At 73.2% G+C, this 25,928-nt stretch carries 29 protein-coding genes; 14 read left to right on the top strand and 15 right to left on the bottom strand.

Features of this window, described 5'->3' with window-relative positions; all coding sequences use genetic code 11:
* The first annotated feature begins 68 nt into the window (after positions 1-68).
* A complete protein-coding gene (locus DRB89_RS13725; protein WP_239516779.1) occupies positions 69-1,061 on the top strand; it encodes an ABC transporter ATP-binding protein in 993 nt (330 codons plus the stop codon).
* Between the two features lie 32 nt (positions 1,062-1,093).
* On the opposite strand, the gene DRB89_RS13720 is transcribed toward DRB89_RS13725, so the two are convergent.
* Positions 1,094-1,846: a hypothetical protein gene (locus DRB89_RS13720; protein ID WP_112463289.1), complete on the bottom strand. Its 753-nt coding sequence runs from the start codon at positions 1,844-1,846 to the stop codon at positions 1,094-1,096.
* A 50-nt stretch (positions 1,847-1,896) separates the two neighbouring features.
* Here DRB89_RS13720 and DRB89_RS13715 point away from each other — a divergent pair, with 50 nt between their 5' ends.
* Together DRB89_RS13715 and DRB89_RS13710 are read left to right on the top strand one after the other, a co-directional pair.
* On the top strand, positions 1,897-2,310 hold the full coding sequence (locus tag DRB89_RS13715) for a hypothetical protein (RefSeq protein WP_112449256.1): 414 nt from the start codon (positions 1,897-1,899) through the stop codon (positions 2,308-2,310).
* A 167-nt stretch (positions 2,311-2,477) separates the two neighbouring features.
* A complete protein-coding gene (locus DRB89_RS13710) occupies positions 2,478-3,965 on the top strand; it encodes a condensation domain-containing protein (RefSeq protein ID WP_112449255.1) in 1,488 nt (495 codons plus the stop codon).
* A gap of 93 nt (positions 3,966-4,058) precedes the next feature.
* Here DRB89_RS13710 and DRB89_RS13705 read toward each other — a convergent pair whose 3' ends face one another.
* The 3 genes from DRB89_RS13705 to DRB89_RS13695 all read right to left on the bottom strand — a co-directional run bounded on the left by DRB89_RS13705 (position 4,059) and on the right by DRB89_RS13695 (position 6,326).
* Positions 4,059-4,568: a TetR family transcriptional regulator gene (locus tag DRB89_RS13705; RefSeq protein WP_275432075.1), complete on the bottom strand. Its 510-nt coding sequence runs from the start codon at positions 4,566-4,568 to the stop codon at positions 4,059-4,061.
* A 99-nt stretch (positions 4,569-4,667) separates the two neighbouring features.
* A complete protein-coding gene (locus DRB89_RS13700; protein ID WP_112449253.1) occupies positions 4,668-5,897 on the bottom strand; it encodes an RNA polymerase sigma factor in 1,230 nt (409 codons plus the stop codon).
* A gap of 69 nt (positions 5,898-5,966) precedes the next feature.
* Positions 5,967-6,326 (bottom strand): YciI family protein, encoded by a 360-nt coding sequence (locus DRB89_RS13695; protein ID WP_112449252.1) that lies wholly within the window; start codon positions 6,324-6,326, stop codon positions 5,967-5,969.
* A gap of 244 nt (positions 6,327-6,570) precedes the next feature.
* Between DRB89_RS13695 and DRB89_RS13690 the strand changes: the two genes are divergently transcribed.
* Positions 6,571-6,945 carry a hypothetical protein gene (locus DRB89_RS13690; protein WP_112449251.1) on the top strand — a complete coding sequence of 125 codons (375 nt, stop codon included), beginning with the start codon at positions 6,571-6,573 and terminating at the stop codon, positions 6,943-6,945.
* A gap of 141 nt (positions 6,946-7,086) precedes the next feature.
* On the opposite strand, the gene DRB89_RS13685 is transcribed toward DRB89_RS13690, so the two are convergent.
* Positions 7,087-7,356 carry a hypothetical protein gene (locus tag DRB89_RS13685; protein WP_112449250.1) on the bottom strand — a complete coding sequence of 90 codons (270 nt, stop codon included), beginning with the start codon at positions 7,354-7,356 and terminating at the stop codon, positions 7,087-7,089.
* A gap of 99 nt (positions 7,357-7,455) precedes the next feature.
* Here DRB89_RS13685 and DRB89_RS13680 point away from each other — a divergent pair, with 99 nt between their 5' ends.
* The 3 genes from DRB89_RS13680 (at position 7,456) to DRB89_RS13670 (ending at position 9,329) form a co-directional block, all read left to right on the top strand.
* Positions 7,456-7,794: a thioredoxin family protein gene (locus DRB89_RS13680; protein ID WP_112449249.1), complete on the top strand. Its 339-nt coding sequence runs from the start codon at positions 7,456-7,458 to the stop codon at positions 7,792-7,794.
* A 129-nt stretch (positions 7,795-7,923) separates the two neighbouring features.
* Complete coding sequence (locus DRB89_RS13675) at positions 7,924-9,114, top strand: cytochrome P450 (RefSeq protein WP_112449248.1); 1,191 nt, start codon at positions 7,924-7,926, stop codon at positions 9,112-9,114.
* A complete protein-coding gene (locus tag DRB89_RS13670; RefSeq protein ID WP_239516121.1) occupies positions 9,108-9,329 on the top strand; it encodes a ferredoxin in 222 nt (73 codons plus the stop codon). The genes DRB89_RS13675 and DRB89_RS13670 overlap by 7 nt, the downstream gene beginning before the upstream one ends.
* A 120-nt stretch (positions 9,330-9,449) precedes the next feature.
* Here the strand turns inward: DRB89_RS13670 and DRB89_RS13665 are convergent, their stop codons facing one another.
* Both DRB89_RS13665 and DRB89_RS13660 read right to left on the bottom strand, forming a co-directional pair.
* Positions 9,450-11,195 carry a cation:proton antiporter gene (locus tag DRB89_RS13665; protein WP_112449247.1) on the bottom strand — a complete coding sequence of 582 codons (1,746 nt, stop codon included), beginning with the start codon at positions 11,193-11,195 and terminating at the stop codon, positions 9,450-9,452.
* Between the two features lie 131 nt (positions 11,196-11,326).
* Positions 11,327-12,370 (bottom strand): BtrH N-terminal domain-containing protein, encoded by a 1,044-nt coding sequence (locus DRB89_RS13660; protein WP_162688569.1) that lies wholly within the window; start codon positions 12,368-12,370, stop codon positions 11,327-11,329.
* A gap of 110 nt (positions 12,371-12,480) precedes the next feature.
* Between DRB89_RS13660 and DRB89_RS13655 the strand changes: the two genes are divergently transcribed.
* Positions 12,481-12,834, top strand: coding sequence for a DUF1304 domain-containing protein (locus tag DRB89_RS13655; protein WP_112449245.1), 354 nt, complete (start codon positions 12,481-12,483; stop codon positions 12,832-12,834).
* Between the two features lie 143 nt (positions 12,835-12,977).
* On the top strand, positions 12,978-13,508 hold the full coding sequence (locus DRB89_RS13650) for a TetR family transcriptional regulator (RefSeq protein ID WP_239516778.1): 531 nt from the start codon (positions 12,978-12,980) through the stop codon (positions 13,506-13,508).
* A 102-nt stretch (positions 13,509-13,610) separates the two neighbouring features.
* On the opposite strand, the gene DRB89_RS13645 is transcribed toward DRB89_RS13650, so the two are convergent.
* The 3 genes from DRB89_RS13645 to DRB89_RS13635 form a co-directional block, all read right to left on the bottom strand.
* Positions 13,611-14,147 carry a kinase gene (locus DRB89_RS13645; RefSeq protein WP_112453487.1) on the bottom strand — a complete coding sequence of 179 codons (537 nt, stop codon included), beginning with the start codon at positions 14,145-14,147 and terminating at the stop codon, positions 13,611-13,613.
* A gap of 134 nt (positions 14,148-14,281) precedes the next feature.
* Positions 14,282-14,488 carry a cold-shock protein gene (locus tag DRB89_RS13640; protein WP_112449244.1) on the bottom strand — a complete coding sequence of 69 codons (207 nt, stop codon included), beginning with the start codon at positions 14,486-14,488 and terminating at the stop codon, positions 14,282-14,284.
* A gap of 169 nt (positions 14,489-14,657) precedes the next feature.
* Positions 14,658-15,026: an HGxxPAAW family protein gene (locus DRB89_RS13635; protein WP_112449243.1), complete on the bottom strand. Its 369-nt coding sequence runs from the start codon at positions 15,024-15,026 to the stop codon at positions 14,658-14,660.
* 98 nt (positions 15,027-15,124) lie between these two features.
* On the opposite strand from DRB89_RS13635, the gene DRB89_RS13630 reads away from it, so the two are divergent.
* A complete protein-coding gene (locus tag DRB89_RS13630) occupies positions 15,125-15,619 on the top strand; it encodes a MarR family transcriptional regulator (protein ID WP_112449242.1) in 495 nt (164 codons plus the stop codon).
* Positions 15,620-15,848: 229 nt separating this feature from the next.
* The gene (locus tag DRB89_RS13625; RefSeq protein ID WP_239516777.1) at positions 15,849-17,228 is read left to right on the top strand and encodes a DEAD/DEAH box helicase; all 1,380 of its coding nucleotides are present in this window, start codon (positions 15,849-15,851) and stop codon (positions 17,226-17,228) included.
* Positions 17,229-17,306: 78 nt separating this feature from the next.
* Here the strand turns inward: DRB89_RS13625 and DRB89_RS13620 are convergent, their stop codons facing one another.
* From DRB89_RS13620 to DRB89_RS13610, 3 genes are all read right to left on the bottom strand, one after another.
* The gene (locus DRB89_RS13620) at positions 17,307-17,792 is read right to left on the bottom strand and encodes a hypothetical protein (RefSeq protein ID WP_112449240.1); all 486 of its coding nucleotides are present in this window, start codon (positions 17,790-17,792) and stop codon (positions 17,307-17,309) included.
* 130 nt (positions 17,793-17,922) lie between these two features.
* Positions 17,923-18,459: an SRPBCC family protein gene (locus DRB89_RS13615; RefSeq protein ID WP_204357752.1), complete on the bottom strand. Its 537-nt coding sequence runs from the start codon at positions 18,457-18,459 to the stop codon at positions 17,923-17,925.
* A gap of 288 nt (positions 18,460-18,747) precedes the next feature.
* Positions 18,748-19,554, bottom strand: a complete 807-nt coding sequence (locus tag DRB89_RS13610; RefSeq protein ID WP_112449182.1) for an HAD family hydrolase — start codon at positions 19,552-19,554, stop codon at positions 18,748-18,750.
* A 141-nt stretch (positions 19,555-19,695) separates the two neighbouring features.
* Here DRB89_RS13610 and fahA point away from each other — a divergent pair, with 141 nt between their 5' ends.
* From fahA to DRB89_RS13590, 3 genes are all read left to right on the top strand, one after another.
* Positions 19,696-20,922 (top strand): fumarylacetoacetase, encoded by a 1,227-nt coding sequence (fahA, locus tag DRB89_RS13605; RefSeq protein WP_112449181.1) that lies wholly within the window; start codon positions 19,696-19,698, stop codon positions 20,920-20,922.
* Positions 20,923-21,313: 391 nt separating this feature from the next.
* Positions 21,314-21,847 (top strand): hypothetical protein, encoded by a 534-nt coding sequence (locus tag DRB89_RS13595; protein WP_112463288.1) that lies wholly within the window; start codon positions 21,314-21,316, stop codon positions 21,845-21,847.
* A 98-nt stretch (positions 21,848-21,945) separates the two neighbouring features.
* Complete coding sequence (locus DRB89_RS13590; protein ID WP_112449179.1) at positions 21,946-22,560, top strand: hypothetical protein; 615 nt, start codon at positions 21,946-21,948, stop codon at positions 22,558-22,560.
* Positions 22,561-22,635: 75 nt separating this feature from the next.
* On the opposite strand, the gene nuoN is transcribed toward DRB89_RS13590, so the two are convergent.
* Entirely contained in the window at positions 22,636-24,255 is a 1,620-nt protein-coding gene (nuoN, locus tag DRB89_RS13585) for an NADH-quinone oxidoreductase subunit NuoN (RefSeq protein WP_112453478.1), read from the bottom strand.
* Positions 24,256-24,290: 35 nt separating this feature from the next.
* Complete coding sequence (locus tag DRB89_RS13580; protein WP_112449178.1) at positions 24,291-25,928, bottom strand: NADH-quinone oxidoreductase subunit M; 1,638 nt, start codon at positions 25,926-25,928, stop codon at positions 24,291-24,293.

Below are 25,928 nucleotides of genomic sequence, written 5' to 3'. Positions count from 1 at the left end.
ACCGAGCATCGAACGGCGACCGGCCGACAGAGCGCCAGCCGACCTACGAGGAGCTCCGGCTCCAGGCCCTGGCCGCGGCCGCGCCCCGCGCACACGGAGCGGGAACGGCCATCGCCTGCGACCGTCTGGTGCGGATCTTCAGCACGGACGGTGTCGAGGTGCAGGCCCTTCAGGGTCTGGAACTGACCGTGGCGCAGGGCGATCTGATGGCCCTGGTCGGCGCGTCCGGCAGCGGCAAGTCCACGCTGCTCAACATCCTGGCGGGCCTGGACGTGCCCACGGCCGGCACCGCCAGCGTCGGCGGCTACGACCTGCTGGAGATGTCCGCACGGGACCGGCTGCGCTACCGCCGCGAGGCGGTCGGCTTCGTCTGGCAGCAGACGGCCCGCAATCTGCTCCCCTTCCTGACGGCGGCGCAGAACGTCTCCCTGCCGATGCAGCTCAAGGGCGGCCGGCGCGGCGCCGCCAAACGCCACGCGGCCCGGACCGGGGAGCTCCTCGAAGCCCTGGAGATCGGCGAACTGGCCGGCCGCCGGCCCGCCGAACTGTCCGGCGGCCAGCAGCAGCGGGTGGCCATCGCGGTGGCGATGGCGAACGACCCGTCGGTCCTGCTCGCCGACGAGCCGACCGGCGAGCTGGACTCCGAGACGGGCGCCGCGATCTTCGAGGCCTTCCGCACCGTCAACCGGGAACTGGGCGCCACCGTGGTCATCGTGACCCACGACCCGCTCGTCGCGGGCGAGGTGCGCCGCACGGTGGCCATGCGCGACGGGCGCACGAGCAGCGAGGTGCTGCGCCGCACGGTCACCGACGAGCACGGCGCCGAGTCGGTGAGCGAGCGCGAGTACGTGATGCTCGACCGCACGGGCCGGGTCCAGCTGCCGCAGAAGTTCCTGGAGGCGCTGGGGATGGAGCACCGGGTGGCGGTGGACCTCGCCCCGGACCACATCGAGCTGCGCCCCGACGACGCGTCCGCCACCGGGCAGGACTCCACGGCGCAGGACTCCACCGCGCAGGACCCCACGGCGGCGAACGGCGCGCCGGAGGCGGTCGCGGGCTGAGCACCTCCCGGGAGACCTCCCGGGAGCCGTGCTCAGCCGGTGCGCGGTGCCCGGGCCGCCTCGTCCGCCTCTTCCCGGATGTAGCCGAACACCTGGCGCAGCGGCTCCCCGGGGAAGGCCTCGCGGGCGGCGTCGTAGTCCCGGAGCCGGAAGGGCGCGGGGGTGATCGGGGTGAGCATGAGGAGCAGGGGCTGGATGCCGGCCTGGTGGTAGGCCGCCAGTTTGTGGTGGCCGTCGAGGAGGTAGGCGGCCATGGACTCCTCGTCGGGGCGCAGGGCCACCAGCGCGGGCCGCGCACCGTCCCTGATCCGCCGCGCGTAGCCGCGTACGGCCGCCGCGTCGGGCGGGGGCCAGCGGTCGGTGGTGAGCAGGGCGAGTTCCTCGTCGGGATACCAGTGCTCGATGTGCCCGGGGCGCGGGTGGACCAGCCGCAGCAGGTGCGGGGCCGGGGGCGCGGTCATCGCGTAGCGGCCGGGGGCGAGCAGGGAGAGCAGGGGCCGCAGCCGTTCCGGGTCCGGCGGCAGGACGTGCCCGGTGAGCGGGTCCACGGCGAGCTCCGGGGCGGCCAGCCATGCGGTGAGCGCCTTGACGTCGGCGGTGCCGGGCGCGTCCCGGCCGATGGCGCGCGAGGCCAGCCAGCCGACGCTGCCGTAGCCGTCGCAGCCCTCCAGCAGCACGGGCCGGCCCTTGAGGAGGAGCAGGCTGGCGCCGTCGTTCCCGGTGGCCTCGATGATGCCGAGGCCGTCGGGGACCTCGCACACGACGGCAACGGGGTTGGTGGGCACCGGCCCAGTCTGCCAGAGTGCGGAGCCGGGAGAGGAAGGGAGTCGCGGCGATGACCGAGGCGTGGGTGACCGGACTGGTCGACGGCATTCTGTACAACGCGATGTATCACAGCGACTGTTCGGAGCTCGACGACGAGCTGGCCCGGCACTATGCGCACGCCATGCGGGTGCAGCCCCTCAGCCGGGAGCCACTGCCCCGCCAGGCGGCGGGCCTGCGCGCGGTGGTCGCCTCCGACGAGGCGCTGGCGTCGAGGTTCGAGCCGTATCCGGGACGGCGCCCGTTCGGCGAGGCCGAGCTCCGCGACTTCCTGACCCGCATCGCGGACGAAGTCGACCGGGGCCACGTCCAAGGCGAACCGGAGGCGGACCGCCTCCCGGACGAACCCGGCCCGAACCGCATCCCGGACGGGCCCGGAGCCGAGCGCCCGAGGGGCCTGCGCGCGCTCCTTCGCCGCCGGGGGTGAACCCGGCCCCGGCCTGTGGCCGCGGCCCCGTCCCCCGCGTCGGGCGCCGGGCGCGTGCTCCGGCCCGCACGGTGCGTCGACCGGCGACACCCCTGGCGCGCGTCACTTCCGTGGCCCGGGTGTCGTTAGGCGCTCGGGGTTGACTCGGGGGTCGAAGGGATGACGGAATGCGGCAGTTTCCTCTGGAGATGCACGACATGGCGCCCGGACGGGTCGTCGAGTGGCGGTTGCGGTCCACGGCGGCACAGGCCGCTGCTCCGGGCGGCCCGGCGGCGGACAGGAGGGCTTCCTTCAACCAGGACAAGCACTTCACCGTCGCCGAGGAGAGCCGTGCGGCCGACGATCCCACCGCGTCGTGGATCGCGGTCACCTTCGAGGTGTCGGGCCCGCTGGACGAGGAGGCCCTGACCGGGTCGCTGCTGGCGTTCACGGGCCGGCACGAGGTGCTGCGCTGCGAGTTCCGGCGGCTGGCGGGCGAGTTGGCGTGCGCGCCGATCCCCGCCGACGAACTGGCCCTGGACACCGTGCGGGTGGCGGACTTCGACCGGACCGAGGAGCTCACCGGCTTCCTCGTCGAGCGGTTCAAGCGCAGCATCGACACCCTGTCCTGGCCCCTGTTCACGATGGGCGCGGTGCTCCGCGAGGACTCGGCCACGGTCTACCTCGCCTTCGACCACATCGTCTGCGACGGCATGTCGATGCCGATCGTGGTCCAGGAGGTGCAGAGCGGCTACGAGGCCCTGCGCCGCGGCGAGCGCCTCGACGCGGCGCCCGCGCCGAGCTATCTCGACTTCGCCGAGGAGCAGCGCGGCCGCTACCTGTCCATCGACGCCGAGGACGAACGCCTCGGCTATTGGAAGGAGTTCATGGCGCGCGGTGGGGGCGAGTTCTTCCCGCGGTTCCCGCTCGAACTGGGTGTGGAGCCGGGCCGCATGTACTCGATCGTCAACGAGGCCTCTCCGCTGCTGGACGCCGGCGAGGCCGAGGTGTTCGAGAAGGCGTGCCTGGCGGTCGACGGCAAGCCGTTCATGGGCGTGCTGGCCGCCGTCGCCGTCTGTCTGCGCGAGGCCGGCGGGCCGGGCGTCTACCGGGGGTTCATGCCGGTGAGCGAGCGCGGCCGCGCCGCGTGGACGAACTCGGTGGGCTGGTTCGTCAACACCATGCCCATCGAGTTCGACGCCTCGCCCGGCCGGGACTTCGAACAGGTCATGGCATCCGTGCGGGCCGGTTTCGGCGAGATGATCGGCCACGTCGACGTGCCCTTCGTGCGGGCCTGGGAGCTGCTGGCGCCCCGCGAGTTCGCCGCCCGCTCGTGGCCGTACCCGGTGAACTTCTTCTCGTACATCGACATGCGCAAGTGCCCGGGTGCCGAGCGCCACGAGGACTGGCGCCCCACCTCCCACGTGTGGTCGGCCCAGGCCAACGGCGCCTGTTCCTGGTTCCAGCGGGACGCGGACGGGCTGCACATGAACTCGATCTACTCGGACACCCCCGATGCCCGCCGGACCATGGACGGGTTCCTGGAGGCGCTGCGCGAGACGGTCCGGGAGATCGCCCGCCACGGCTCCTTCCGCCGGCCCATCGCGCTGACCCCGCCGCGCCGTCCGGTGGCGCGGACCCCGCTGGACGTGGCGGTGTTCGGCCGCCGCGGCTGAACGGGGGCTACGCGGCCCGGCAGCGCGCCTTCGGGGCGGCCCGGAGCAGGGCGACCCCGACGGCCGGGGCCCAGTAGACGAGCAGGGCGGCCGTCAGCGCGGTGGGGTATGGTCACGGCGGCGAGCGCGCCCGCCGCGATGCCGCTCCGCGAGGACCCGCCCGTAGGCGGCGGCCGCATCCGGGTCGAGCTCGGTGGCCGGCCGGGCCAGGTCGCGCACGGCGCCCGAGATGAAGGTGGCGAGCGCGATCAGCTCCCCGCGGTCCGCCCCCGGGCGGGCGAGCGGGCTCAGCAGGGCCTCGAACCAGGCGAGTTCGTTCGGTCCGACCGGGGCGCTGACCGTCGCGACCCGCACCATCCGGGGATGGCGGGCGTACGTCGACCAGAGCGCGTCGACCCAGGCTTCGACCTCGGCCCGCCACCCCGCCCCGGATGCTGCGGGCGGCCGGCCCGTGGCGGTGTCCACCATGGCCGCCACGAGCTGTCCGCGCCCGGGGACGTGCCGGTACAGGGCCATCGCGGTGCAGCCGAGTTCGCCGGCGACCCGCTGCATGGACAGGGCGTCCAGCCCCTCCGCGTCCACGACCGCGACGGCCGTGTCGATGATCCGGCGCGGGGTGAGGCGGGCGGGGCGGCCGGATTCCGGGCCGGCGGCAAGGGCAAGAGCGGTGCACCGCGCCGGGGGGCTGCTCGGGGGCGCTCCTCAGAGGCGGGCGGCTCGCTCGCGCAGGAGGGCCTGTTCGCGGGCGTTGCGGGTGAGCGAGGCGGCGCGTTCGAACTCCGCGCGGGCCTCCTGCGGGCGGCCGAGGCGTTCCAGCAGGTCGCCCCGTACGCTCGGCAGCAAGTGGTAGGCGCGCAGGGCCGGTTCCGCCGCCAGGGCGTCCACCAGCGGGAGCGCCGCCGCCGGGCCCTCGGCCATGGAGACCGCGACGGCCCGGTTGAGCTCGATCACCGGCGACGGCACCAGCAGGACGAGCCGTCCGTAGAGGGCGGCGATCGTCGCCCAGTCGGTGTCCTCGTACCGGACCGCGTCGGCGTGACAGCCGGCGATGGCGGCCTGGAGGGAGTAGGGTCCGGCGCCCGCGCGGTGCAGGGCTTCGACGCCGCGCCGGATCAGCAGACGGTTCCACTTGGACCGGTTCTGGTCGGCGAGCAGCACCGGCTCGCCGCCCGGTCCGGTGCGGGCGGCGATCCGGGAGGCCTGGAACTCCAGCAGCGCCGCCAGCCCGTGCACCTCGGGCTCCTTGGGCATCAGGCCGGCCAGCACGCGGGCCAGGCGCAGGGCGTCCTCGCACAGGGCGGGGCGGACGAGGTCGTCGCCCGCGGTGGCCGAGTACCCCTCGTTGAAGACGAGGTAGATGACCTCCAGCACGGAGGCGAGCCGCGCTTCGCGGTCGGCGCCGTACGGGACCTCGAAGGGCACGCCCGCCTTGGCGAGGGCCCGCTTCGCCCGGTCGATCCGCTGGGCGACCGTCGGCTCGGTGGAGAGGAAGGCGCGGGCGATCTCCTGGGTCGTCAGGCCGCCCATCAGGCGCAGGGTGAGCGCGATCCGGGCGTCCGTGGCCAGGACCGGGTGGCACGCGGTGAAGATCAGCCGCAGCAGGTCGTCATCGATGGACTCGGGGTCCGCGAGGCCGGCCCCGTCCTCCGGCGGCGGGACGTCCTCCAGGGTGCGGCCCACCTCCGCCAGCTTGCGCGCGTAGGTCTCCTTGCGGCGCACGAGATCGATGGCCCGGTGCTTGGCGGTCGCCGTCAGCCAGGCGCCCGGCTTGTCCGGGACGCCCGACACCGGCCACTGCTCCAGCGCCGCGACCAGCGCGTCCTGGGCGATCTCCTCGGCGATGCCGACGTCGCGCACGATGCGCGCGACGCTCGCGATGATCCGCGCCGACTCGATCCTGAACACCGCTTCGACCGCTCGGGTCGCATTCACTGCCGTCACGGCCACCCATCAGAGCAGCCGTGACGAGGCAGGGCAAACGGCGCGACCGGGCGCGGGGCGTCAGCTTCCGTCGAGCTGGCGGACCTCGGCTCCGACCGTCCAGTTCTCGGGGTGGGTCTCCAGGAAGCGCTTGGTCCACTCCAGCGCCTCGTCCTTGTCCTTGCACTGCATGAGGGCGTACCCGCCGATGACCTCCTTGGTCTCGGTGAAGGGGCCGTCCGTGTAGCTGAGCTTGCCGCCGGACCAGGTGACCCGGGTCCCCTCGGAGGTGGGGAGCAGTCCGGCGGTGTCGAGCATGACCCCGGCCTTGGTGATCTCCTCCATCAGTGCGCCCATGCGCTGCTCGAAGTCGGCGGGGAAGGGGGTGTCGGGCGTGAGGCTCTGCTCGTCGATGCGGATGAGCGAAAGGAAGCGCGGCATGGTGACTCCTCGGTCGGGGAGGGCGGTGGGGACTGTTTCCCCCCGCCTCTCACCCTTGCGTCGAACAGGAGGCGCCCGGATCGACAGCTCCCCGGAAAATTCTTCAAAGAATCTTCCGGGGCCGCCACCGGAGCAGTCGCGGACTTCCCCACGGGCTTCCCCACGGCTTCCCCACGGCTTCCCCGCGGGGTGCTACTGGCGAGTAGGATCGCCAGGCCCAGGCCCCTCCGAGAGGATCCTCCCCATGCCGCGCACCCCTTCCTCACCCCTGCTGCTCGCCGGCCTGCTGGCCGGTGCCGCGGTGGCGCACGCGGTCGCCCCGAAGCCCTTCGACGCGACCGTGCCGCGCTCGCTGCCCGGCAGCCCGCGCCAGTGGACGTACGCGAGCGGCGTGGCGGAGCTCGCGCTCGCCGCCGGGATCGCCCACCCGCGCACCCGGCGGGTCGCGGCGCTGGCGACGGCGGCGTTCTTCGTCGGCGTGTTCCCGGCGAACGTCAAGATGGCCAAGGACGCCCGCCGCCGCTCCCCCGTCGTACGGGCCGTGGCGCTCGCCCGGCTGCCGCTCCAGGTCCCGCTGGTGCTCTGGGCGCGCGAGGTCAGCCGGAACGCCGCGGGCTGATCTCCCGCCCGTCCGGTGCATCCGATCCGACGCACGCACCGGAAGAGCCGTTCAGAGCCCCCGGTCACACGTCGGCGGACCGGGGGCTCGGCCGTGTCGCGCCGCGCCGAGCGGTGCTCACGCGGGCCCGTCCGCCCGTGCTCAGCGGCTGTCGCCGGTCCAGTCCCAGTGGCCGGGGTCGGCCGCCCGCCGGCGGTAGTGGGCCCGGCCGCCCGCCCCGTAGCGCCCTATCTCCGTCGGGAGCCGGGCCTCCTCGCCGAGCTGCGCGGCGCTCCAGCCCGTGACGTCGAGCAGAAGCCCGTCGAGGGGGCCGCCGACGAGCTCGCCGTAGGCGTGCCCCGGAAGCGGCCCCGGATCGGGGTCGTCGTGGTCGGCGCCGTAGACCCGGCGCCGGAGCATCCTGTCGTCCATGCCGCCAGCTTCACAGACGCCACTGACAACGCCTTCCGGCGAGCGGCGATGATGGGGGACCACCTTCCGGACCACAGCACACGAAGCGGAGCACCACCCATGGCACGTCGGGTACACCAGCCACTGGAGGACCAGGAGTTCGACTTCATCCTCGGCATGACGGACGGGCCCGTGCTCGCCTACTTCTGCGGGACCTGGCCCAAGGCCCTCGACGCCTGCCGCTCGATGGACGCCGTGGTGGCCGAGCTGGCGCAGGAGTACGGGACGCGGCTGACGGCGGTGCGCGTGGACATCACCCGCTGTCCCGCGCAGACCAAGCGGTTCGAGGTGACGGGCGCCCCGACCGCCGTCCTCATCGCGGACGGAGCCGCGCTGGCGACCCAGGCCGGGCCGATGACCGCGGCCGAGCTCCGGTCGTTCCTGGACGCCCGCCTCTGACCCTTCGGCCCCGCCGTTGCGCCGTCCAGGCGAACGCGAGCAATCTGGCCGAAAGTCACATGGATCGGATAGGTGCCTGAGGCATGTAATGGTTCCGGCGAAACGGAACCATCGCGTGCGAGGTGCTGTATGTCCGAGAAGACCGTTGCCTTCCCCCAGGACCGGACCTGCCCCTACCACCCCCCGGCGGCCTACGAGCCCCTGCGGGCGGGCCGGCCGCTCTCCCGCGTCACCCTCTTCGACGGCCGCTCCGTGTGGGTGGTCTCCGGGCACGCCGAGGCGCGCGCCCTGCTCTCCGACGGACGGCTCTCCGCCGACCGGCAGAACGGCTCCTTCCCCACCCCCAACAAGCGGTTCAAGGGGCTCCAGAACCGCCGTACCGCGCTCATCGGCGTCGACGACCCCGTCCACAACACGCAGCGCCGGATGCTGATCCCGAGCTTCTCGCTGGGACGGACCGCCGCGCTGCGCCCCCGGATCCAGGAGACCGTGGACCGGCTGATCGACGCGATGGTCGCGGCGGGCCCGCGCGCCGAACTGGTCGGCGCCTTCGCGCTGCCGGTGCCGTCGATGGTGATCTGCGCGCTGCTCGGAGTCCCGTACGAGGACCACGAGTTCTTCGAGAACCAGTCGCGGCGGCTGCTGCGCGGGCCCGAGCTCGCCGACGTGGAGGACGCCCGCGAACAGCTGAACGGCTACCTGCGCGAACTCATCGGGCACAAGCGCCGGACCCAGGGCGAGGGACTGCTGGACGAGCTGGTCGCCCGGCGCCTGGAGACCGGCGAGACCGATGTCGAGGAGCTGGTCTCGCTGGCCGCGATCCTGCTGATCGCGGGGCACGAGACCACGGCCAACATGATCTCGCTCGGCACCTTCACCCTGCTCCGCCACCCCGAGCAGCTGGCCGAGCTGCGCGCCGAGCCGGCCCTGATGCCGTCGGCCGTGGAGGAGCTGATGCGGTTCCTGTCGATCGCGGACGGCATGCTCCGGGTGGCGACGCAGGACATCGAGATCGGCGGGGTGACCGTCCGCGCCGACGACGGGGTGATCTTCTCCACCTCCGTCATCAACCGCGACGAGGCCGTCTTCGAGCGGCCCGACGCCCTGGACTGGCGCCGGACCTCCCGGCACCACCTGGGCTTCGGCTTCGGCATCCACCAGTGTCTGGGCCAGAACCTGGCCCGCGCCGAGATGGAGATCGCGCTCGGCACCCTCTTCGACCGGCTGCCCGGACTGCGCCTCGCGGCGGATCCGGACACGATCCCCTTCAAACCCGGGGACACCATCCAGGGCATGGTCGAACTGCCCGTGGCGTGGTGAGCCCGGTGGCCCCGCGCGTCTCCATCGCCACGGACGTCTGCATCGGGGCCGGCCAGTGCGCCCTGACCGCGCCGGGCGTGTTCACCCAGGACGAGGACGGGCTGGGCGCCGTGCTCCCGGGCCGCGAGGACGGCGGCGGCAGCCCGCTGCTGCGGGAGGCGGCCCGGGCGTGCCCGGTGTCGGCGGTCACCGTCGAGGAGGGCGGGGGCGCCTGACCCACGGGCAGTGGGCAGTGGGCAGTGGGCAGCGGGCAGCGGGCAGCGGGCAGCGGGCAGCGGGCAGCGGGCAGCGGGCAGCGGGCAGCGGGCAGCGGGCAGCGGGCAGCGGGCAGCGGCTCAGTGTCCGGCGCCGCCCGAGTCGCCGAGGCGCTGGAGGCGGGCCTCGTCCAGGTCCAGTGCGTGCTGGGTGCGGTTGATGGTCTGCGATCCGTAGACGCCGGTCGAGCGGGCGGCCAGTACGGCGTCCCGCGCGGCCGCGATGACACCGAGCCGCAGGTCGACGTACTGCTCCCGCTCCCGCTCCCGCTCGCCGGCGCGCGCGGGAGCGGTCCCGGCCCGGTCCAGGCGGGCGTCCTCGCGGACCTTGGCGACGACGGCAGGCGCGTACGGGCTGCCGTCGGCCCGCGCGAGGCCGGGATCCTCCAGGACGGCCCGCCCGGCGGCGGAGACCTCGTCGAGCAGCCGCCGCTGCTCGTCCCGCAGCCGCTCCGGATCGTCGCCGGGGACCTTCACCGTCCGGATGACGGCGGGCAGGGTCAGCCCCTGGAGCAGCAGGGTGCCGGTGGCGACGACGAAGGCGATGAGCAGCAGTTGGGGGCGGTACGGGGTGTCCTCGGGCAGGGTCTGGGCGGCGGCGACGGTGATCGCTCCGCGCATGCCGGCCCAGGCGAGGGCCACTCCGCTGCGCCAGCCGAGGCTCTCGTTCACCTTGAAGTCCGCGTCGGCGGAGGCCCGGGTGACCCGGTCCTTCATCTGCTGGACGCGGCGGGGCGTCAGGGGCCCGCGCCCCCGAGACCTCTCCTCGGCCTCGGGGGCGCCGAGCCGGTCCATCAGCCAGTCGAGCCGCGGCTTCTTCTCGGCGGCCCGCCGTGCGTCCTTGCGCACGAAGGCGATGAGCGGGGCGACGAACACCATGCGCGCCACGATGACCAGGGCGGCGGCCGCGAGGCCGATGAGCAGGGCCCGCATGGCGCTGAGGCCATCGGCGGCGACGGCGTCGAGGAGGCTCTTGAGGCCGAGGCCCATCAGGAGAAAGATCGCGCTCTCGAGCAGGAAGGCGAGCGTGCGCCAGTTCATGGCTTCGGTCAGCCGGTCCTGCGCGCTGAGGAAGCGCGGGCTCTGATGGCCGGTGACCAGGCCCGCGACGACGACCGCGAGCACGCCGGAGGCGTGGAACTCCTCGGCGGGCAGAAAGGCGACGAAGGGCACGACGAAGGAGATCGCCGTGTTCAGCAGGCTGTCCCTCAGCATGGCCCGCACCCTGACGTTGACGAGGCCGACGCCGAGTCCGACCGCGCCCGCCACGGCCACGGAGAAGAGGAAGTTCCCGGCGACCCCGGCCAGGGACACGGTTCCGGCCATCGCCGCGATCGCGGAGCGCAACAGCACCAGCGCGGAGGCGTCGTTGACGAGGCCCTCGCCCTCCAGCATGGTCAGCAGCCGTGACGGCAGCCCGAGCTGCTTGCCCATGGAGGTGGCGGCGACCGCGTCGGTGGGGCTGACGACGGCGCCGAGGGCGAAGGCGGCGGGCCAGCCGAGCCCCGGCATGAGCCAGTGGAAGAGCCAGCCCGCGCCGAGGGTGGTGACGGCGACGAGCAGGACCGCGAGGCCGGTGATGGCGCCGAGGTTGCGGCGGAAGTCGGAGGCGGGCATGTTGACCGCCGCCGAGTAGAGCAGCGGAGGCAGCACGCCGGCGAGGACCCACTCCGGCTGGATGGCGAGCACCGGCACGCCCGGGACGAAGCTGAGGGCGATGCCGACGACCACCAGGCTCAGCGGGGCGGCGAGCCCGAGCCGCTTCGAGAAGGCGGCGACGGCGACGATGCTGATGACGCCGACGATCAGGACGAGGGTCGTTTCCATACGCGGTGCAGGCCCTTAGCGGTGTTCGGGGACGATTTGTCCACCGTACGCCCGCAGGTTGTACCGAGGCAAAAATTGAGCGATTCCACTTTTGACGGAACCGACCCCCGGCCGGCTGCCCGCCCGACCGACTACCCGGCGGGGGCCTCGGCGGGGGCCTCGGCGGGCGCCGGCAGCGAGGTGACCGCCTCGCGCTCCAGCGCCAGCGCGCCGTCCACCAGCTCCGCGCAGGCGTCGAAGAGCGCCCGCCGCCCGGCGGCGTCCGCTTCCGGGTCGGCCGTACGGGCCAGTTCGGCGAGCCCCGACCACTGCCGGCCGGACTCCCGGAAGAGGCCCGCCGCCTCCGCGTGGCCGGCCAGGTCGAGGAAGTCCGCGTACAGCGGCCGGGTGGCGCCCGGGGCGGTCCACTCCTCCTCCAGGCAGGAGTGCAGCCGCCCGGCGCCCACCGCGAAGGCCTCGGGGGTGGCGAACCGCCGCTCCCAGCCCGTCTTGGTCGTGGTGTCGCGCAGCTGCGCGGCGAACTTCTCCATGCCGGAGAAGCCGAAGTTGACGTCGAAGTGGTTGCCGAGCACGGGCCCGGTGAGCCGGGAGACCGTCGCGGCGATCGCCGCGTCGAGGTCCGGCTCGGCGGCGGGCTTGCCGGTGGTCACCACCATCTGGTGGCGGCCCTTCTTGTGCCCGGACCAGGCGGCGCCGAACTCCTCCCGGCCGATCGCGTACGGCGTCTCGGCCCCGTCCGCGCCGTCCTCGACGTAGTAGGTGTCCCCGTCGTAGCCGACGACGACGACCACGTACGGATCGGCGGCGGCCAGCTCCGCCATCGGGGCGGGACGGTGCCAGGGCAGACCCGACCGGTCGACCGTGCAGAACACCGGGGCGCCCGCGTCGAGCGCGGCCTCGACCCGGTTCCAGCGCGGCTTGGCGCTGCGGGTGGCCTCATACGGGATGTTCAGGCGGCCGAGGGCGACCTGGACCCAGGGGTCGGGGTGGGCCTGGGCGACGATCGTCGGCATCGGCGGGCGGCCGGCGTACTCGAACACGAAGTACATGAAGCCGATGCCGCCCGCCAGGCCCGCGACCAGGGCCTCATCGTGCACGCTGCCGAGCGCGTGCCGGATCAGCGTGGCCTCGCGGTGGCGTCCGGGGGCGAAGTCTTCATATACGAGCGCAGTCATGCGGTCAGCGTAGCCGCGCCGCGGACCGCCGGCCGCGACGGAACTTCCTGTACAGTTGTCCAGGAAGTCGGACGGACCGGCCTCGCTCGCCCCCACCCAGGGAGGTGGCCGTGCACACGGTCGCATCGATCCTCATCGGCCTCGTCGCCGCGCTCCACGCGTACTTCCTGGTCCTGGAGATGTTCCTGTGGCAGCGTCCGCCCGGCCGGGCGCTGTCCGGCTTCGACGCCGACACCGCCCGCCTGACCGCCCCGCTCGCCGCCAACCAGGGCCTGTACAACGGCTTCCTCGCCGCCGGCCTGGTCTGGTCGCTCGTCATCGACTCGCTCGCCACGCAGATCTTCTTCCTCGTCTGCGTGATCGTCGCCGGGGTGTACGGGGCCGCGACGGCCAACCGCCGGATCCTGATCGCCCAGGCCCTGCCCGGCGCCCTCGCCCTGGGCGCGGCGCTGCTCGCCGCGTGACGCCCGGCCGGCCGGACGCGGAGCCGGCGGCCATCGCGGAGCCTGCACCCGACGCGCATCCGGCATCCGCCGCGGCGGCCGCACCCTCCGCCGCGGCCGCCGTCCCGCGCACCGATCCCCGGACCGCCCGCACCAAGGCGCGGCTGCGCGAGAGCCTCCTCGCGGAGTGCGCGGAGCGGCCGCTCGGCGAGGTGGGCGTCTCGGCGGTGGTCCGCCGGGCGGGCGTCGGCCGCGCCACCTTCTACCTCCACTACGAGGACCTCACCGCGCTCGCGGTGGACGCGTGCGCCGAGGTCGTGCACGCGGCCGTGGACGCCCTGCACGCCTGGCAGGACGACCCCGCCGCGCTCCCGCCGGCCCGGCCGCCGCGCGCGCTCGCCGACTTCCTCGCGGGCGCGGCCGAGCGCTCCCCGCTCTACCGCACGCTGCTCCTGCCGGGCGGCGGGGGCCCGCTCGGCGAGCGCCTGTACCGGGAACTGCGCGCCCGCAGCCGCGCCGAACGCGCGGCGGTGGGAGCGCCCCGCCCCGACCTGGTCGCCTCGGCGGTGGCCGCCACCTTCACCGCCGTCCTCGCGGACTGGCTGCACGGCGGCCTCCCGGCGGACCTGGCGGACCCGGCCGAACTGGCGGAGCGGATCTGGCCGCTCCTCGGCGCCCTGCACCGGGCCGGGTAGTGCCGTGGCCGGCGCACCTTGCCGGCCACGGCACCAGCGGGGGCGCCCGCGCCCGGTCGCCCGCCTCGGGCTCGGCGCCCGCTCAGGCCTTCCGCTGGCCGCTCAGGCCTTCCCGTGGCCACTGAGGTCGCTCAGGCCGGTCTCCTCCATGACCCGGGCGACGGTGCCCTCCAGCGAGTCCGCGGCGCCGACGACCGTTTCCCAGTCCCCGGGCAGCAGGTCGAGCGGCCGGTACCACTCCCGCATCTCCGCCTCGCCGTACTCCCCCGCCCCGGGCTTGCCCGCGTGGCGGCGAAGGGTCTCCTCGAAGGGCACGTCGAGGTAGTAGAAGTGCGTCCGCCCCCGGTGGGCCCGGCGCAGGGCGTCGAGCATGGGGCCGTAGCGGTCCGCGTGGAGGATCCCCTCGACGACCACGTGGAAGCCGTGGTCCAGCCCGTAGCGGGCCACGCTGCCGATGAGCCCGATGTTCGCCGCGCCGGGCGCGTCCCGCTCGCGCAGGACCACCCGCCGCAGATTGTCCTGGCCCACGAGGGCGACGCCCCGGCCGTGGCGGTCGCGGATCGCCTCCGCGACGGAGGACTTGCCCGAGGCGGAGTTGCCGCGCAGCACGATCAGCCGGGTGTCCGGCGTGCCCGTCATCATCGGGCCCACGCTACCTGCCGGTCCGGACGTGCGTGGGCCCCGCCGGCGCGGCCGGCGGGGCCCACGGTCACGGACCGGGCTCGTGAAGTGGCGGCAGTGCTGTGACCCGGTGAGCCTTTCCGGTCACAGCACTAGCCGATGGCGACCACCTGCTCCGCCTGGGGTCCCTTCGGCCCCTGCGTCACGTCGTACTCGACCTTCGCGCCCTCCGCCAGCTCCTTGAAGCCGGTCGTCTGGATTGCGGAGAAGTGCACGAACACGTCGGGGCCACCGTCGTCCTGCTGGATGAAGCCGAACCCCTTCTCGGAGTTGAACCACTTCACGATGCCAGTTGCCATCTGTACTGATCCTTCACAACGTTCCACCGGCCGCACACGCGGCCGGACCCGATCCTGCCCATTGATCGGCCCGAGCACACGCCAAGCGCGGCCAACCGGGGTGCTTCCGGATATTCGAACTTTTCTCCGCCCCGTCCGTGAAAAGGGGGAGCGGCCTCCGTACGGGCCTTCAGGCGCCGCTGTCCGCGGCGGGCAACGACGCGGCGGACCGGGACCGAGGGGTTGCCGCGAGGGCCCGGCGCGCCCCGCTGACCCGGCAGCCGAGGCAGTCGGCATGGCCGCCGTGCGCGACGGTGTCGCGGACCCGCCAGTCCCACTGGTCCTCCGGGCGGGGGCCGCTCGGCTTTCCCCAGCCGGCGAGGTGGAGCAGCCAGGTGGCGAGCCCCGCGACCGCGACGATCCCGAGGCCGATCCAGATGCCGGGGGCCCAGGACGCACACAGGGCCGCGCCGGCCGCCGTACAGCCCACGAGGGCGATCGCCGTACCGGTCCAGCCGGCCAGGGTGTGGCCGAGGTCTACATGGCCGTGAGCGCTCATCGTTCTCCCCTGCGTTCAGTAGGCTCGCAAGGCGTTCTCTCACGGAGAAAGCCATTTATCTCACGAGCTAAGTAATTTAGATGCTAAGGAGTATCCGCGTGCAGGGCAAGCCCCGCCCCGCGGCCACGGTCCAGGAGGCGCTCTCGCGCATGGACCGGTACGTCGCCCTCGGCATCATCGGCCAGCAGGAGGTGGCGCAGCTGCTGGGGCTGAACGTCACGGACCTCACCTGCCTGGGCCACATCCTTGGCGCCGGGGAGAGCCCTCTCGGCGCGGGCGACCTCGCCGAGCTCACGAACCTCACCACCGGAGCCGTGACCGGGGTCCTCAACCGCCTGGAGCGCGCCGGGTACGCGAGCCGGCAGCCCGACCCCGCCGACCGGCGCCGGGTGCGGGTCGTCGCCGACCCGGCCGCCGCCGCCCGGGTCTTCGCCGTCTACGAGCCCTTCTACGCACGGCTCGGCGCGGTGTTCGCCGAGTACTCCCCCGATGAGGTCGCCGTCATCGCGGACTGGTTCGGGAGGGCGACGGCCGAGGTCACCGCCCATCTGGACCGCGTGCGGGCCGGCGAACTCGGGCCCGTCACCCCTTAGACCCGATGGTAAAATTTGCCTTTTCGCGATTTTCGCGACGTTCACGTCGCATTCTCGAACGTTTTGTACGTCTTATACGTCTTGCACGTCTCACGGAAGGTTCTGCATGAAGAACCCGTCAGCTCATGGGCGCTTCGGCATCAAGGCCGGAGCCAAGGCAGGCTCGAAGGGCGGTGCGAAGGGCGGCGGCAAGACCCCCCGGACCCTCGGCCCCCAGGGCGAGTACTCCATGCCCCGGACGACCACGCCGGCGCTGCCGCCGGTCGAGGCCTTCTCGGAGCTCGGCCTGCCCCCTGAGCTGGTGACGACGATGGCCGACCAGGGAGTGGCGGAGCCCTTCCCCATCCAGGCGGCGACCCTCCCCAACTCCCTCGCGGGCCGCGACATCCTGGGCCGCGGCCGCACCGGCTCGGGCAAGACGCTCGCCTTCGGCCTGGCCATGCTCGCCCGCACGGCGGGCCAGCAGGCAGATCCGAAGCGGCCGCTCGCCCTGGTCCTCGTACCGACGCGCGAACTGGCGCAGCAGGTGACCGAGGCCCTGGCCCCGTACGCGCAGGCCCTCAAGCTGCGCATGGCCACGGTCGTCGGCGGCCTGTCGATCGGCAAGCAGACGGGCGCGCTGCGCACCGGCGCGGAGATCGTGGTGGCCACCCCCGGGCGGCTCAGCGACCTGATCGGGCGGCGCGACGTCCACCTCGAGCGCGTGAAGATCGTGGTCCTCGACGAGGCCGACCAGATGTGCGACATGGGGTTCATGCCGCAGGTCACCGAGATCCTCGACCAGGTGCACCACGCCGGCCAGCGGATGCTATTCTCCGCCACCCTGGACCGCAACGTGGACCAGCTGGTCCAGCGGTACCTGAAGGACCCCGTCGGGCACTCCGTGGACCCGCAGTCCGCTTCGGTGTCCACGATGGACCACCACGTGCTGCACATCCACGCGGCCGACAAGGTCTCGGCCGCGACCGAGATCGCGGCGCGCGAGGGCCGGGTGCTGATGTTCCTGGACACCAAGCACGGCGTCGACCAGTTCGTGAAGCACCTGCGGGCCATGGGCGTACGGGCCGAGGGGCTGCACAGCGGGAAGTCGCAGCCGCAGCGCACCCGGACGCTCGGGCAGTTCAAGGACGGCCTGCTGAACGTCCTGGTCGCGACCAACGTCGCCGCGCGCGGCATCCACATCGAGGACCTCGACCTCGTGGTCAACGTGGACCCGCCGGCCGACAGCAAGGACTACCTGCACCGGGGCGGCCGCACGGCGCGGGCCGGCGAGTCCGGCAAGGTCGTCACCCTGGTCACCCCGAACCAGCGCCGCGACATCGTCCGGCTGATGGCCGACGCCAAGATCCGGCCGACCATCACCCAGGTCCGCTCCGGCGAGGCGGCCCTGAGCCGGATCACCGGGGCGAAGGCCCCGTCCGGGGTCCCGCTGGCCGGCGCCGCCGCGACCGACGCCAAGGGCCGGCCTTCGGGCACGGACCTCGGCTTCCGCGGGATCGGCACCCGGCCCGGGCGGCCCGGGAAGGGCAAGGAGTCCCGCAAGACCATCGAGGCGAGGCAGGCCGCGGAGGCCCGCGCGGCGGCCCGGGTGCGGCGCGGCACGAAGTAGCGGACCCCGGTCCGCGACCGTGACCCCGGGGTGCGCAGACCGCACCCCGGGGTCACAGCACTAGGTACGGTCACGGCGCTAGGTGACGGAGGCCCGCCGCAGCAGCCGTTGGGCCGCCGCGTTGCGGACGCGGCGGGTACGGCCTTCGGCAGCGAGCAGCCGCAGGGCCTCTTCCACGTGCAGGGACTGGGATGCCGTGCGTTGACACCAGTCAGAGGACTCCAGGAGCTCCTCCCGGGACCAGGGCTCGCCCCGCGTGACCGCCTTCAGCAGGGTCCACTCCCGCAGCCGGCGGGCCGCGAAGGTGCGGCCGCCGAGGGCCGCGCCCATGGCCTGCGCCCAGGCGGGGAAGGAATCGTCGGCCAGCAGCCGCACCGCCCGCCGGTCCAGGTGGGTGACGACCGCGCTCTCGGCCATCACCGGATCCGGGTCGCGCAGGACCGCGGCCACGACTTCGGCCTCCTCCGGCTCGCCGGAGGCGGCGGCCAGCGATTCCAGGTGCCGGGCGTAGCGCCAGTGCTCGGACGGCACGTCCTCCTCGGACGTGTCCTCGGCCTCGTTCACCGGGCTGCCTCCTGAGGTATCCGGTAGTCGTCTCTCCCCATGCGGCCATTCCACACGACCCCGGTGAACGGTCGGCGGTCAGGGTGGCACCGAAGCGTGAGGGTGGCACCGGAGCATCAGCCGTCCGCCGTCAGCCCTGCGCGTCGTGGGATTCGTAGCCGCCGGAGCCCTGTTCGCTCGTGTGGCCCTGTTCCGGCAGCGGAGCACCGGTCTCCAGGAGGGTCTTGAGGCTGGACGCGAGCATCGGCCAGGCCCGGCTGCACATGCCCAGGAGCGTGCCGCCCGGTTCGAAGTTCTCGTGGAGGACGGTCAGCCGCGCGAGCGTGTCGCCGACCGGCTCGATCTCGTACGTCACCTTCGTGCGCCGCTCGCCCGCCAGTCGGGCGCGCAGTTCCTCGGAGATGCCGGCGGACGCCGCCCACTGCGGGGTGAAGGTGTGCCAGGTGTAGGAGAGCCGCCGGTGCGGCACGCACTCCAGGACCACCTGCTCCGGATCGCTGGTCCGAGCCCCGCGCTCGACCCAGTCCATGGTCGATCCCACCCGCCAGTCCGTCTCGAACCCGAGCCCCCAGTAGCGGCGGGTGAACGCGGGCTCGGTCAGGGCCTGCCACACCCGGGCGGGGTCGGCCTGGACGTACAGGGTGTAGGTGAACTCAGTCTCGCTCATCCCTCCATGCTGCGGGACCGCGGCCCGCGGATCCGGGATTGAGCCGCACCGTGCCCGGCGGCCGCGGTACGCCGGCGGCCCCCGGGGCGGCCGCCGCGGAGGCGGCCGGCCAGGGAGTCACCAGCGGCAGCCCTCCGGGGGGAGTTCCGTGGGCGCCCCGACCCACCCCGCCACGTACACACAAACGCCCGCGCCGGCCACATCCAGCCCGCCCGGGGGCCCCTCCCAGCGGTAGCTGGGGGAGTTTGAGGCGCAGGGGTCCGGGGACTGGTCCCCGGCAGCCGACCCTCAGGCGAAGACCCGCTCCAGCACCACCGCGACACCATCCGCCTCGTTCGAGAGCGTGACCTCATCCGCGACGGCCAACAGCTCCCGGTGCGCCCCCGCCATCGCCACACCATGGCCCGCCCACGCGAACATCGGGATGTCGTTCGGCATGTCGCCGAAGGCGATGGTCGACGACCCGGTGACGTCCAAAAGCGACGCCGCCACCGCCAGCCCGCTCGCCTTGTCGATGCCCGGCGGCTGGAGCTCGACCGTGTGCTCCCCGGCCATCGTGACGTTGACCAGGTCCCCGACGACCGAACGGGCCACCGCCGTCAGCTCGTCGTCCGACAGCCGCGGGTGCTGGAGCAGCACCTTGTTGATCGGCGAAGCCCAGAGGTCGGACCGCCGCGCCACCCGCACCGTCGGCAGGTGCGGGTGCCACATCCGGTAGCCCGGCCCTATCAGCATCTCCGCGTCGAGGCCTTCCTGGTTGACCGCCGCGTAGACCTCCCCGACCTCCGCCTCGATCTTCCCGAGCGCGACCTCGGCCAGCTCCCGGTCCATGGCCACGGAGTGCAGCAGCAGCCCGGCCGCCGCGTCGTAGACCTGCGCGCCCTGCCCGCACACCGCGAGCCCCGTGTAGCCGAGGCCGTCCAGGACGTGGCGGACCTGCGGGACGGGGCGGCCTGTCACGATGATGTGCCGGGCGCCGGCCGCACGGGCGGCGGCGAGAGCGGTGTGGGAGCGGGCCGAGACGGTGTCTCCGGCGCGCAGCAGAGTCCCGTCCAGGTCGGTGGCCACGAGTGCATAGGGGAGGGCGGAAGTCACGGGTTCAAGGATACGGACCCGCTCGGACAAGTCCTACAAATAGTGCCCGAATCCGGCCTCCCGCACGCCCCACCAGCCCCGTAACGTGTCAACAAGCTCCCGGGACACCCCCGGACCGCGTCGAAAGCGAGGCAGTACCCCATGCCCCAGCAGAGCCCCCTCGATGTTCCCGAGGGCGACCCGTTCGGGCCGCACAACCTCCCCTACGGCGTGTTCTCCACCGCCGGTGAGGCCCGGCGCCGGATCGGCGTCCGCATCGGCGGCCACGTGCTCGACGCGGGGGCGGCCGCCGCCGCGCTCGGGTCCCCGTACACCGGACTGCTCGGACAGCCCACGCTCAACCCGCTGCTCGCCGCGGGCCGCACCGCCTGGCACGACGTGCGCCGCGCGCTGACCGCCTGGGTCACCGACCCCGGCCACCGGCCCGCCGTGGAGCCGCACCTGCTGCCGCTGGACGAGGTCGTGCTGCACCTCCCGTACGAGGTCGCCGACTACGTCGACTTCTACGCGAGCGAGCACCACGCCACCAACGTCGGGCAGATGTTCCGCCCGGACGGCGACGCGCTGACCCCCAACTGGAAGCACCTGCCGATCGGTTACCACGGCCGCGCCGGGACGATCGTCGTCTCCGGCACCGATGTCGTACGCCCCTCCGGGCAGCGCAAGGCGCCCGCCGACCCGGCGCCCGTCTTCGGGCCGTCCGTCAAGCTCGACATCGAGGCCGAGGTCGGCTTCGTCGTCGGCACCCCCTCCGAGCTGGGCAGCCCGGTGGCCCTGGGCGACTTCGAGGACCACGTCTTCGGCCTGTTCCTGCTCAACGACTGGTCCGCGCGCGACATCCAGGCCTGGGAGTACGTGCCGCTCGGCCCCTTCCTCGGCAAGTCCTTCGCCACCTCCGTCTCCGCCTGGGTCACCCCGCTGGAGGCCCTGGACGGGGCCCGTGTCACCCCGCCCGCCCGCGACTTCCCGCTCCTGCCCTACCTGGACGACGCCGCCGCCGAGCGCCCCGGCGGCTTCGACCTGCACATCACCGTCTCCATCAACGGGCAGGAGGTGGCGCACCCGCCGTTCGCGTCGATGTACTGGACCGCCGCCCAGCAGCTCGCCCACATGACCGTCAACGGCGCCTCCCTGCGCACCGGCGACGTCTACGGCTCGGGCACCGTCAGCGGCCCGGAGACCGGCCAGCGCGGCTCGCTGCTGGAGCTCACCTGGAACGGCCGCGACGCCATCGAGCTCACGGACGGCAAGCGCACCTTCCTGGAGGACGGGGACACCGTCACCCTCACCGCCTGGGCGCCGGGCGCCCACGGCACCCGTGTGGGCCTCGGCGAGGTCACCGGCCGCATCGTGGGCGCCGCGCAGTGATGTGACGCCGCGTCCACACCTCTGGACGACCGGAAACGGCGGGGTGGCGGATCTTCCCCCCACCCCACCGTTTCCACCAGATCCTGGCGGGCGGCTACCCCAGCGGCGTCCTCCCCCTGGAGGACGCCCTCGCCGCCGACTACGGCGCCGGCCGCAACAGCGGCGCCGCGCACGACCACCGGGCTTCCGCTGCGCGGGGCTCGTCCCCTACCCACCCTTCCACCGTTCCCCGGGCCGGCCCGGACCCGCGCCTCCAACGCCGGCGGGGCTGGGAGGGGCCGGGAGGGGCTCCGGGCGCGCCGGCGGGGCTGCACCGGCCCGACCCGGTTGGGGGGCGGCTCGTCGGGTCAGTCGTCTGGCAGGGGCGGCAGCCGGAGCGCAGGCTGCGGGGATGATCCCTGTTGCCGGCCTCCTGGCCCTGGCCGCCCTGGCCCTGGCCGGCGCCGCCCCCGCCCTCGCGCCGCAGGCACCGGCACCGGCACCGGCACCGGCCGATTCCCTCCAGCTCGCCGCCGCGTACCGCGCGACCGCCAAGTACCAGCACACCCGTACCGCCACCGCCGCCGGCTACGTGCCCGACACCTACTGCGTCCCCGGCAAGCCCGGGGCCGGGGGGCTCGGTTACCCCCACTTCAACCACGCCCACGACGACTCCCGCGACCCCTCGAAGCCCACCGCCCTGATCTACGAGGACGACGTCCGGGGCAGCCGCAGGCTCGTCGCCCTGGAGTGGACCTCCACCGGTCCGAACCGCCCCGCGAACCTCTTCGGGGCCGCGTTCAACGGGCCGATCCCCGGAAAGTTCCCGGGCCAGCCCGCCCACTACACCCTGCGCGTCTGGCTGTGGAAGGAGAACCCGAGCGGCCGGTTCGCGCTCTACAACCCGGACGTGCGCTGCCGCCCGGGAACCACCCGTCCGGCCTGACCGGCCCGCCCCCGGACCCCCGTTCGGAGGCACGCCGCATGCGGGCCCGCCGCGGCGCCGGGATGGTGGACCAAAGTCCCCGAACGGCAGGAGCCCCGATGTCCCTCCGCCCCCGCAAGGCCTTCCTGACCTGCGCGGCCGCCATATCGCTCGGCCTGTCCGCCGTCGCCCCGGCCCACGGGGTCGACGGGCCCGCGCCCGACCCGCGCAACCGCCAGGCCATGCGGGACATGGCGACGGCGATGGCGGTGACCGCCAAGTACGTCGACGAGCGGGCGGCGATCAAGGACGGCTACCTTCCGCACGGCCAGGAGTGCATGACCAACCCGTTCGGGGTGGGCACCATGGGCTACCACTACGTCAAGGAAGCCAACTGGGGTTCGACGGACCCGGCCAAACCGGCCGCGCTCCTCTACAGCACCGCGAAGGACCGCCACGGCCGCCGCAAGCTCCAGACGGTGGAGTGGATGTCCACCGACCGGGACCAGGACCTGAAGACCACCGACGACCGGCCGAGCATGTTCGGGCTGCCGTTCGACGGCCCCATGCCCGGCCACTGGGCGGGCATGCCCAAGCACTACGACCTCCACCTGTGGGCGTACGAGGACAATCCGGCCGGCCGCTTCCACAACTGGAACCCGGCCCTGACCTGCCCCGCCAAGCCCGGTACCCCGGAGAAGCCCGCCGCCGAGCACGACCACGGCGGCCACTAGGACGACCAGGCCCGCACGCCGAAGGGCCCGGCCCCCTCCACGGGGGGGCCGGGCCCTTCGGCGTGCTCGGTACGGTCAGCGGACGAACGTGCTCGCGCTGCCCGCCAGTTCCAGGAAGTACTGCGGGGCCACGCCCAGGACCAGCGTCACCGCCACGCCCACCGCGATCGTCGTCATCGTCAGCGGGGAGGGGACGGCCACCGTCGGGCCGTCCGCCTTCGGCTCGCTGAAGAACATCAGGACGATCACCCGGATGTAGAAGAACGCGGCGATCGCGGACGAGATGACACCGACCACGACCAGCGCTCCCGCGCCGCCCTCCGCCGCCGCCTTGAACACGGCGAACTTGCCGGAGAAGCCCGACGTCAGCGGGATGCCGGCGAAGGCGAGCAGGAAGACCGCGAAGACCGCCGCCGTCAGCGGCGAACGACGGCCGAGGCCCGCCCACTTCGACAGGTGCGTCGCCTCGCCGCCCGCGTCGCGGACCAGGGTGACCACCGCGAACGCGCCGATCGTCACGAAGGAGTACGCGCCCAGGTAGAAGAGGACGGACTTGACGCCCTCCGCCGAGGTGGCGATCACACCGGCCAGGATGAAACCGGCGTGCGCGATCGAGGAGTAGGCCAGGAGCCGCTTGACGTCGGTCTGGGTCACGGCGATCACCGCGCCCGCGAGCATCGTGACGATCGCGACGCCCCACATGACCGGCCGCCAGTCCCACCGCAGGCCCGGCAGCACCACGTACAGCAGGCGCAGGAGGGCGCCGAAGGCGGCCACCTTCGTCGCCGCCGCCATGAAGCCGGTGACCGGCGTCGGAGCGCCCTGGTAGACGTCCGGGGTCCACATGTGGAAGGGGACCGCGCCGACCTTGAAGAGCAGGCCCATCAGGATGAGCGCGCCGCCGATCAGCAGCAGCGCGTCGTTGCCCATGGTGCCGGCGAGCGCCGGATCGACGTTCGCGACGGTGCCGTCGACGACCTCCGCGATGACCGCGTACGAGACGGAGCCCGCGTAGCCGTACAGGAGCGCGATGCCGAAGAGGAGGAAGGCGGAGGAGAACGCGCCGAGCAGGAAGTACTTGACGGCGGCCTCCTGCGACATCAGCCGCTGGCGGCGGGCGACGGCGCAGAGCAGGTACAGCGGGAGGGAGAAGACCTCCAGGGCCACGAACAGCGTCAGCAGGTCGTTGGCCGCGGGGAAGATCAGCATTCCGGCGACCGCGAACAGGGCGAGCGGGAAGACCTCGGTGGTGGTGAAGCCCGCCTTGACGGCTTCCTTCTCGCTGTCGCTGCCCGGTACGGACGCCGCCTGGGCGGCGAAGGAGTCCACCCGGTTGCCGTGGGCGGCCGGGTCCAGGCGCCGCTCGGCGAAGGTGAAGATCGCCACGATCGAGGCCAGCACGATGGTGCCCTGCAGGAAGAGCGCCGGGCCGTCGACGGCCACGGCCCCCATGGCCGCGATGTGCGCCTTGGTGGATCCGTACCCGCCGGCGGCGAGCCCCACCACCGCCGCGAAGGCCGAGGCCAGCGCGGCGACGGCGAGGAACACCTGCGTGTAGTAGCGCGCCTTGCGCGGGACGAAGGCCTCGACGAGGACTCCGATGATCGCCGCTCCCAGCACGATGAGCGTGGGCGAGAGCTGGGCGTACTCGATGTGCGGCGCCGGGATCTTGTCGATCGGCGCCGCTGCCGCCAGTGTCGGCAGCAGGTTCTGGGCAGCAGTCACGGTGCTCACTTCGCCGCCTCCCCCTTCTTGGCGTGCTCGGCGTGCTCGGCCACGACGCCCACCTCGGGCTTCGGGTCCGTCTGCTTCACGTCCGACATGGTGTGCTCCACCGCCGGGTTGACGATCTCGGTCAGCGGCTTCGGGTAGACGCCCAGCCCGATCAGCAGGGCGATCAGCGGGGCGACGACCAGGACCTCGCGCAGGCGCAGGTCCGGCATGGTGCGGAGCTCCTCCTTCAGCGGGCCGGTCATGGTGCGCTGGTAGAGGACCAGCGTGTAGAGGGCGGCCAGCACGATGCCGAAGGTGGCGATGATGCCGGCGACCGGGTAGCGGGCGAACGTGCCGACCAGGACCAGGAACTCGCTGACGAACGGGGCGAGCCCCGGCAGCGACAGGGTGGCCAGCCCGCCGATCAGGAAGGTGCCGGCGAGGACCGGGGCCACCTTCTGCACGCCGCCGTAGTCGGCGATGAGGCGCGAGCCGCGCCGCGAGATCAGGAAGCCGGCCACCAGCATCAGCGCCGCCGTCGAGATCCCGTGGTTGACCATGTAGAGCGTCGCGCCCGACTGGCCCTGGGAGGTCATCGCGAAGATGCCGAGGACGATGAAGCCGAAGTGCGAGATCGAGGCGTAGGCGATCAGCCGCTTGATGTCGCGCTGCCCGACCGCGACCAGCGCGCCGTAGACGATGCTGATCAGGGCCAGGACCAGGATCACCGGAGTGGCCCACTTGCTGGCCTCGGGGAAGAGCCCGAGGCAGAAGCGGAGCATCGCGAAGGTGCCGACCTTGTCGACGACCGCGGTGATCAGGACGGCGACCGGGGCGGTGGACTCCCCCATCGCGTTCGGCAGCCAGGTGTGCAGCGGCCACAGCGGGGCCTTCACCGCGAAGGCGAAGAAGAAGCCGAGGAACAGCCACCGCTCGGTGTTGGTCGCCATGTCGAGCGTGCCCGCGGCGCGGGCGGCGGCGATCTCCTGGAGCGAGAAGTTCCCTGCGACCACGTACAGCCCGATGACCGCGGCCAGCATGATCAGGCCGCCGGCCAGGTTGTAGAGGAGGAACTTGACCGCCGCGTACGAGCGCTGCGCGGCCGCGTTCTCATCGGACCCGCCCGCCGCGGCAGTGGCTGACTGGGAGGAAGTAGCCCGGTCCCCGAAGCCGCCGATGAGGAAGTACATCGGGATGAGCATGGCTTCGAAGAAGATGTAGAAGAGGAAGACGTCGGTGGCCTCGAAGGAGATGATCACCATCGCCTCGACCAGCAGGATCAGGGCGAAGAAGCCCTGGGTCGGCCGCCAGCGCTGGCTCTTGTTCTCCAACGGGTCGGCGTCATGCCACCCAGCCAGAATGATGAACGGCATCAACACGGCGGTGAGCGCGATGAGCGCCACCCCGATGCCGTCGACGCCCAGTTCGTAGCGGAGCCCGAAGTCGGGGATCCAGGCGTGGGACTCGGTGAGCTGGTAGCGGTCGCCACCGGGCTCGAAGCGGACGGCGACGAGCACGGCCAGGGCCAGGGTCGCCAGCGAGAAGAACAGGGCGAGCCATTTGGCCGCGGTCCGGCGGGCGGCCGGGACGGCCGCCGTCAGGATCGCGCCGACCGCGGGTACCGCGGCCGTCACCGTCAGAAGCGGGAAACTCAT

This window comes from Streptomyces sp. ICC4 (assembly GCF_003287915.1).
GTDB lineage: Bacteria > Actinomycetota > Actinomycetes > Streptomycetales > Streptomycetaceae > Streptomyces > Streptomyces tritrimontium.
This window is presented reverse-complemented; position numbering and strand designations above follow the sequence as displayed.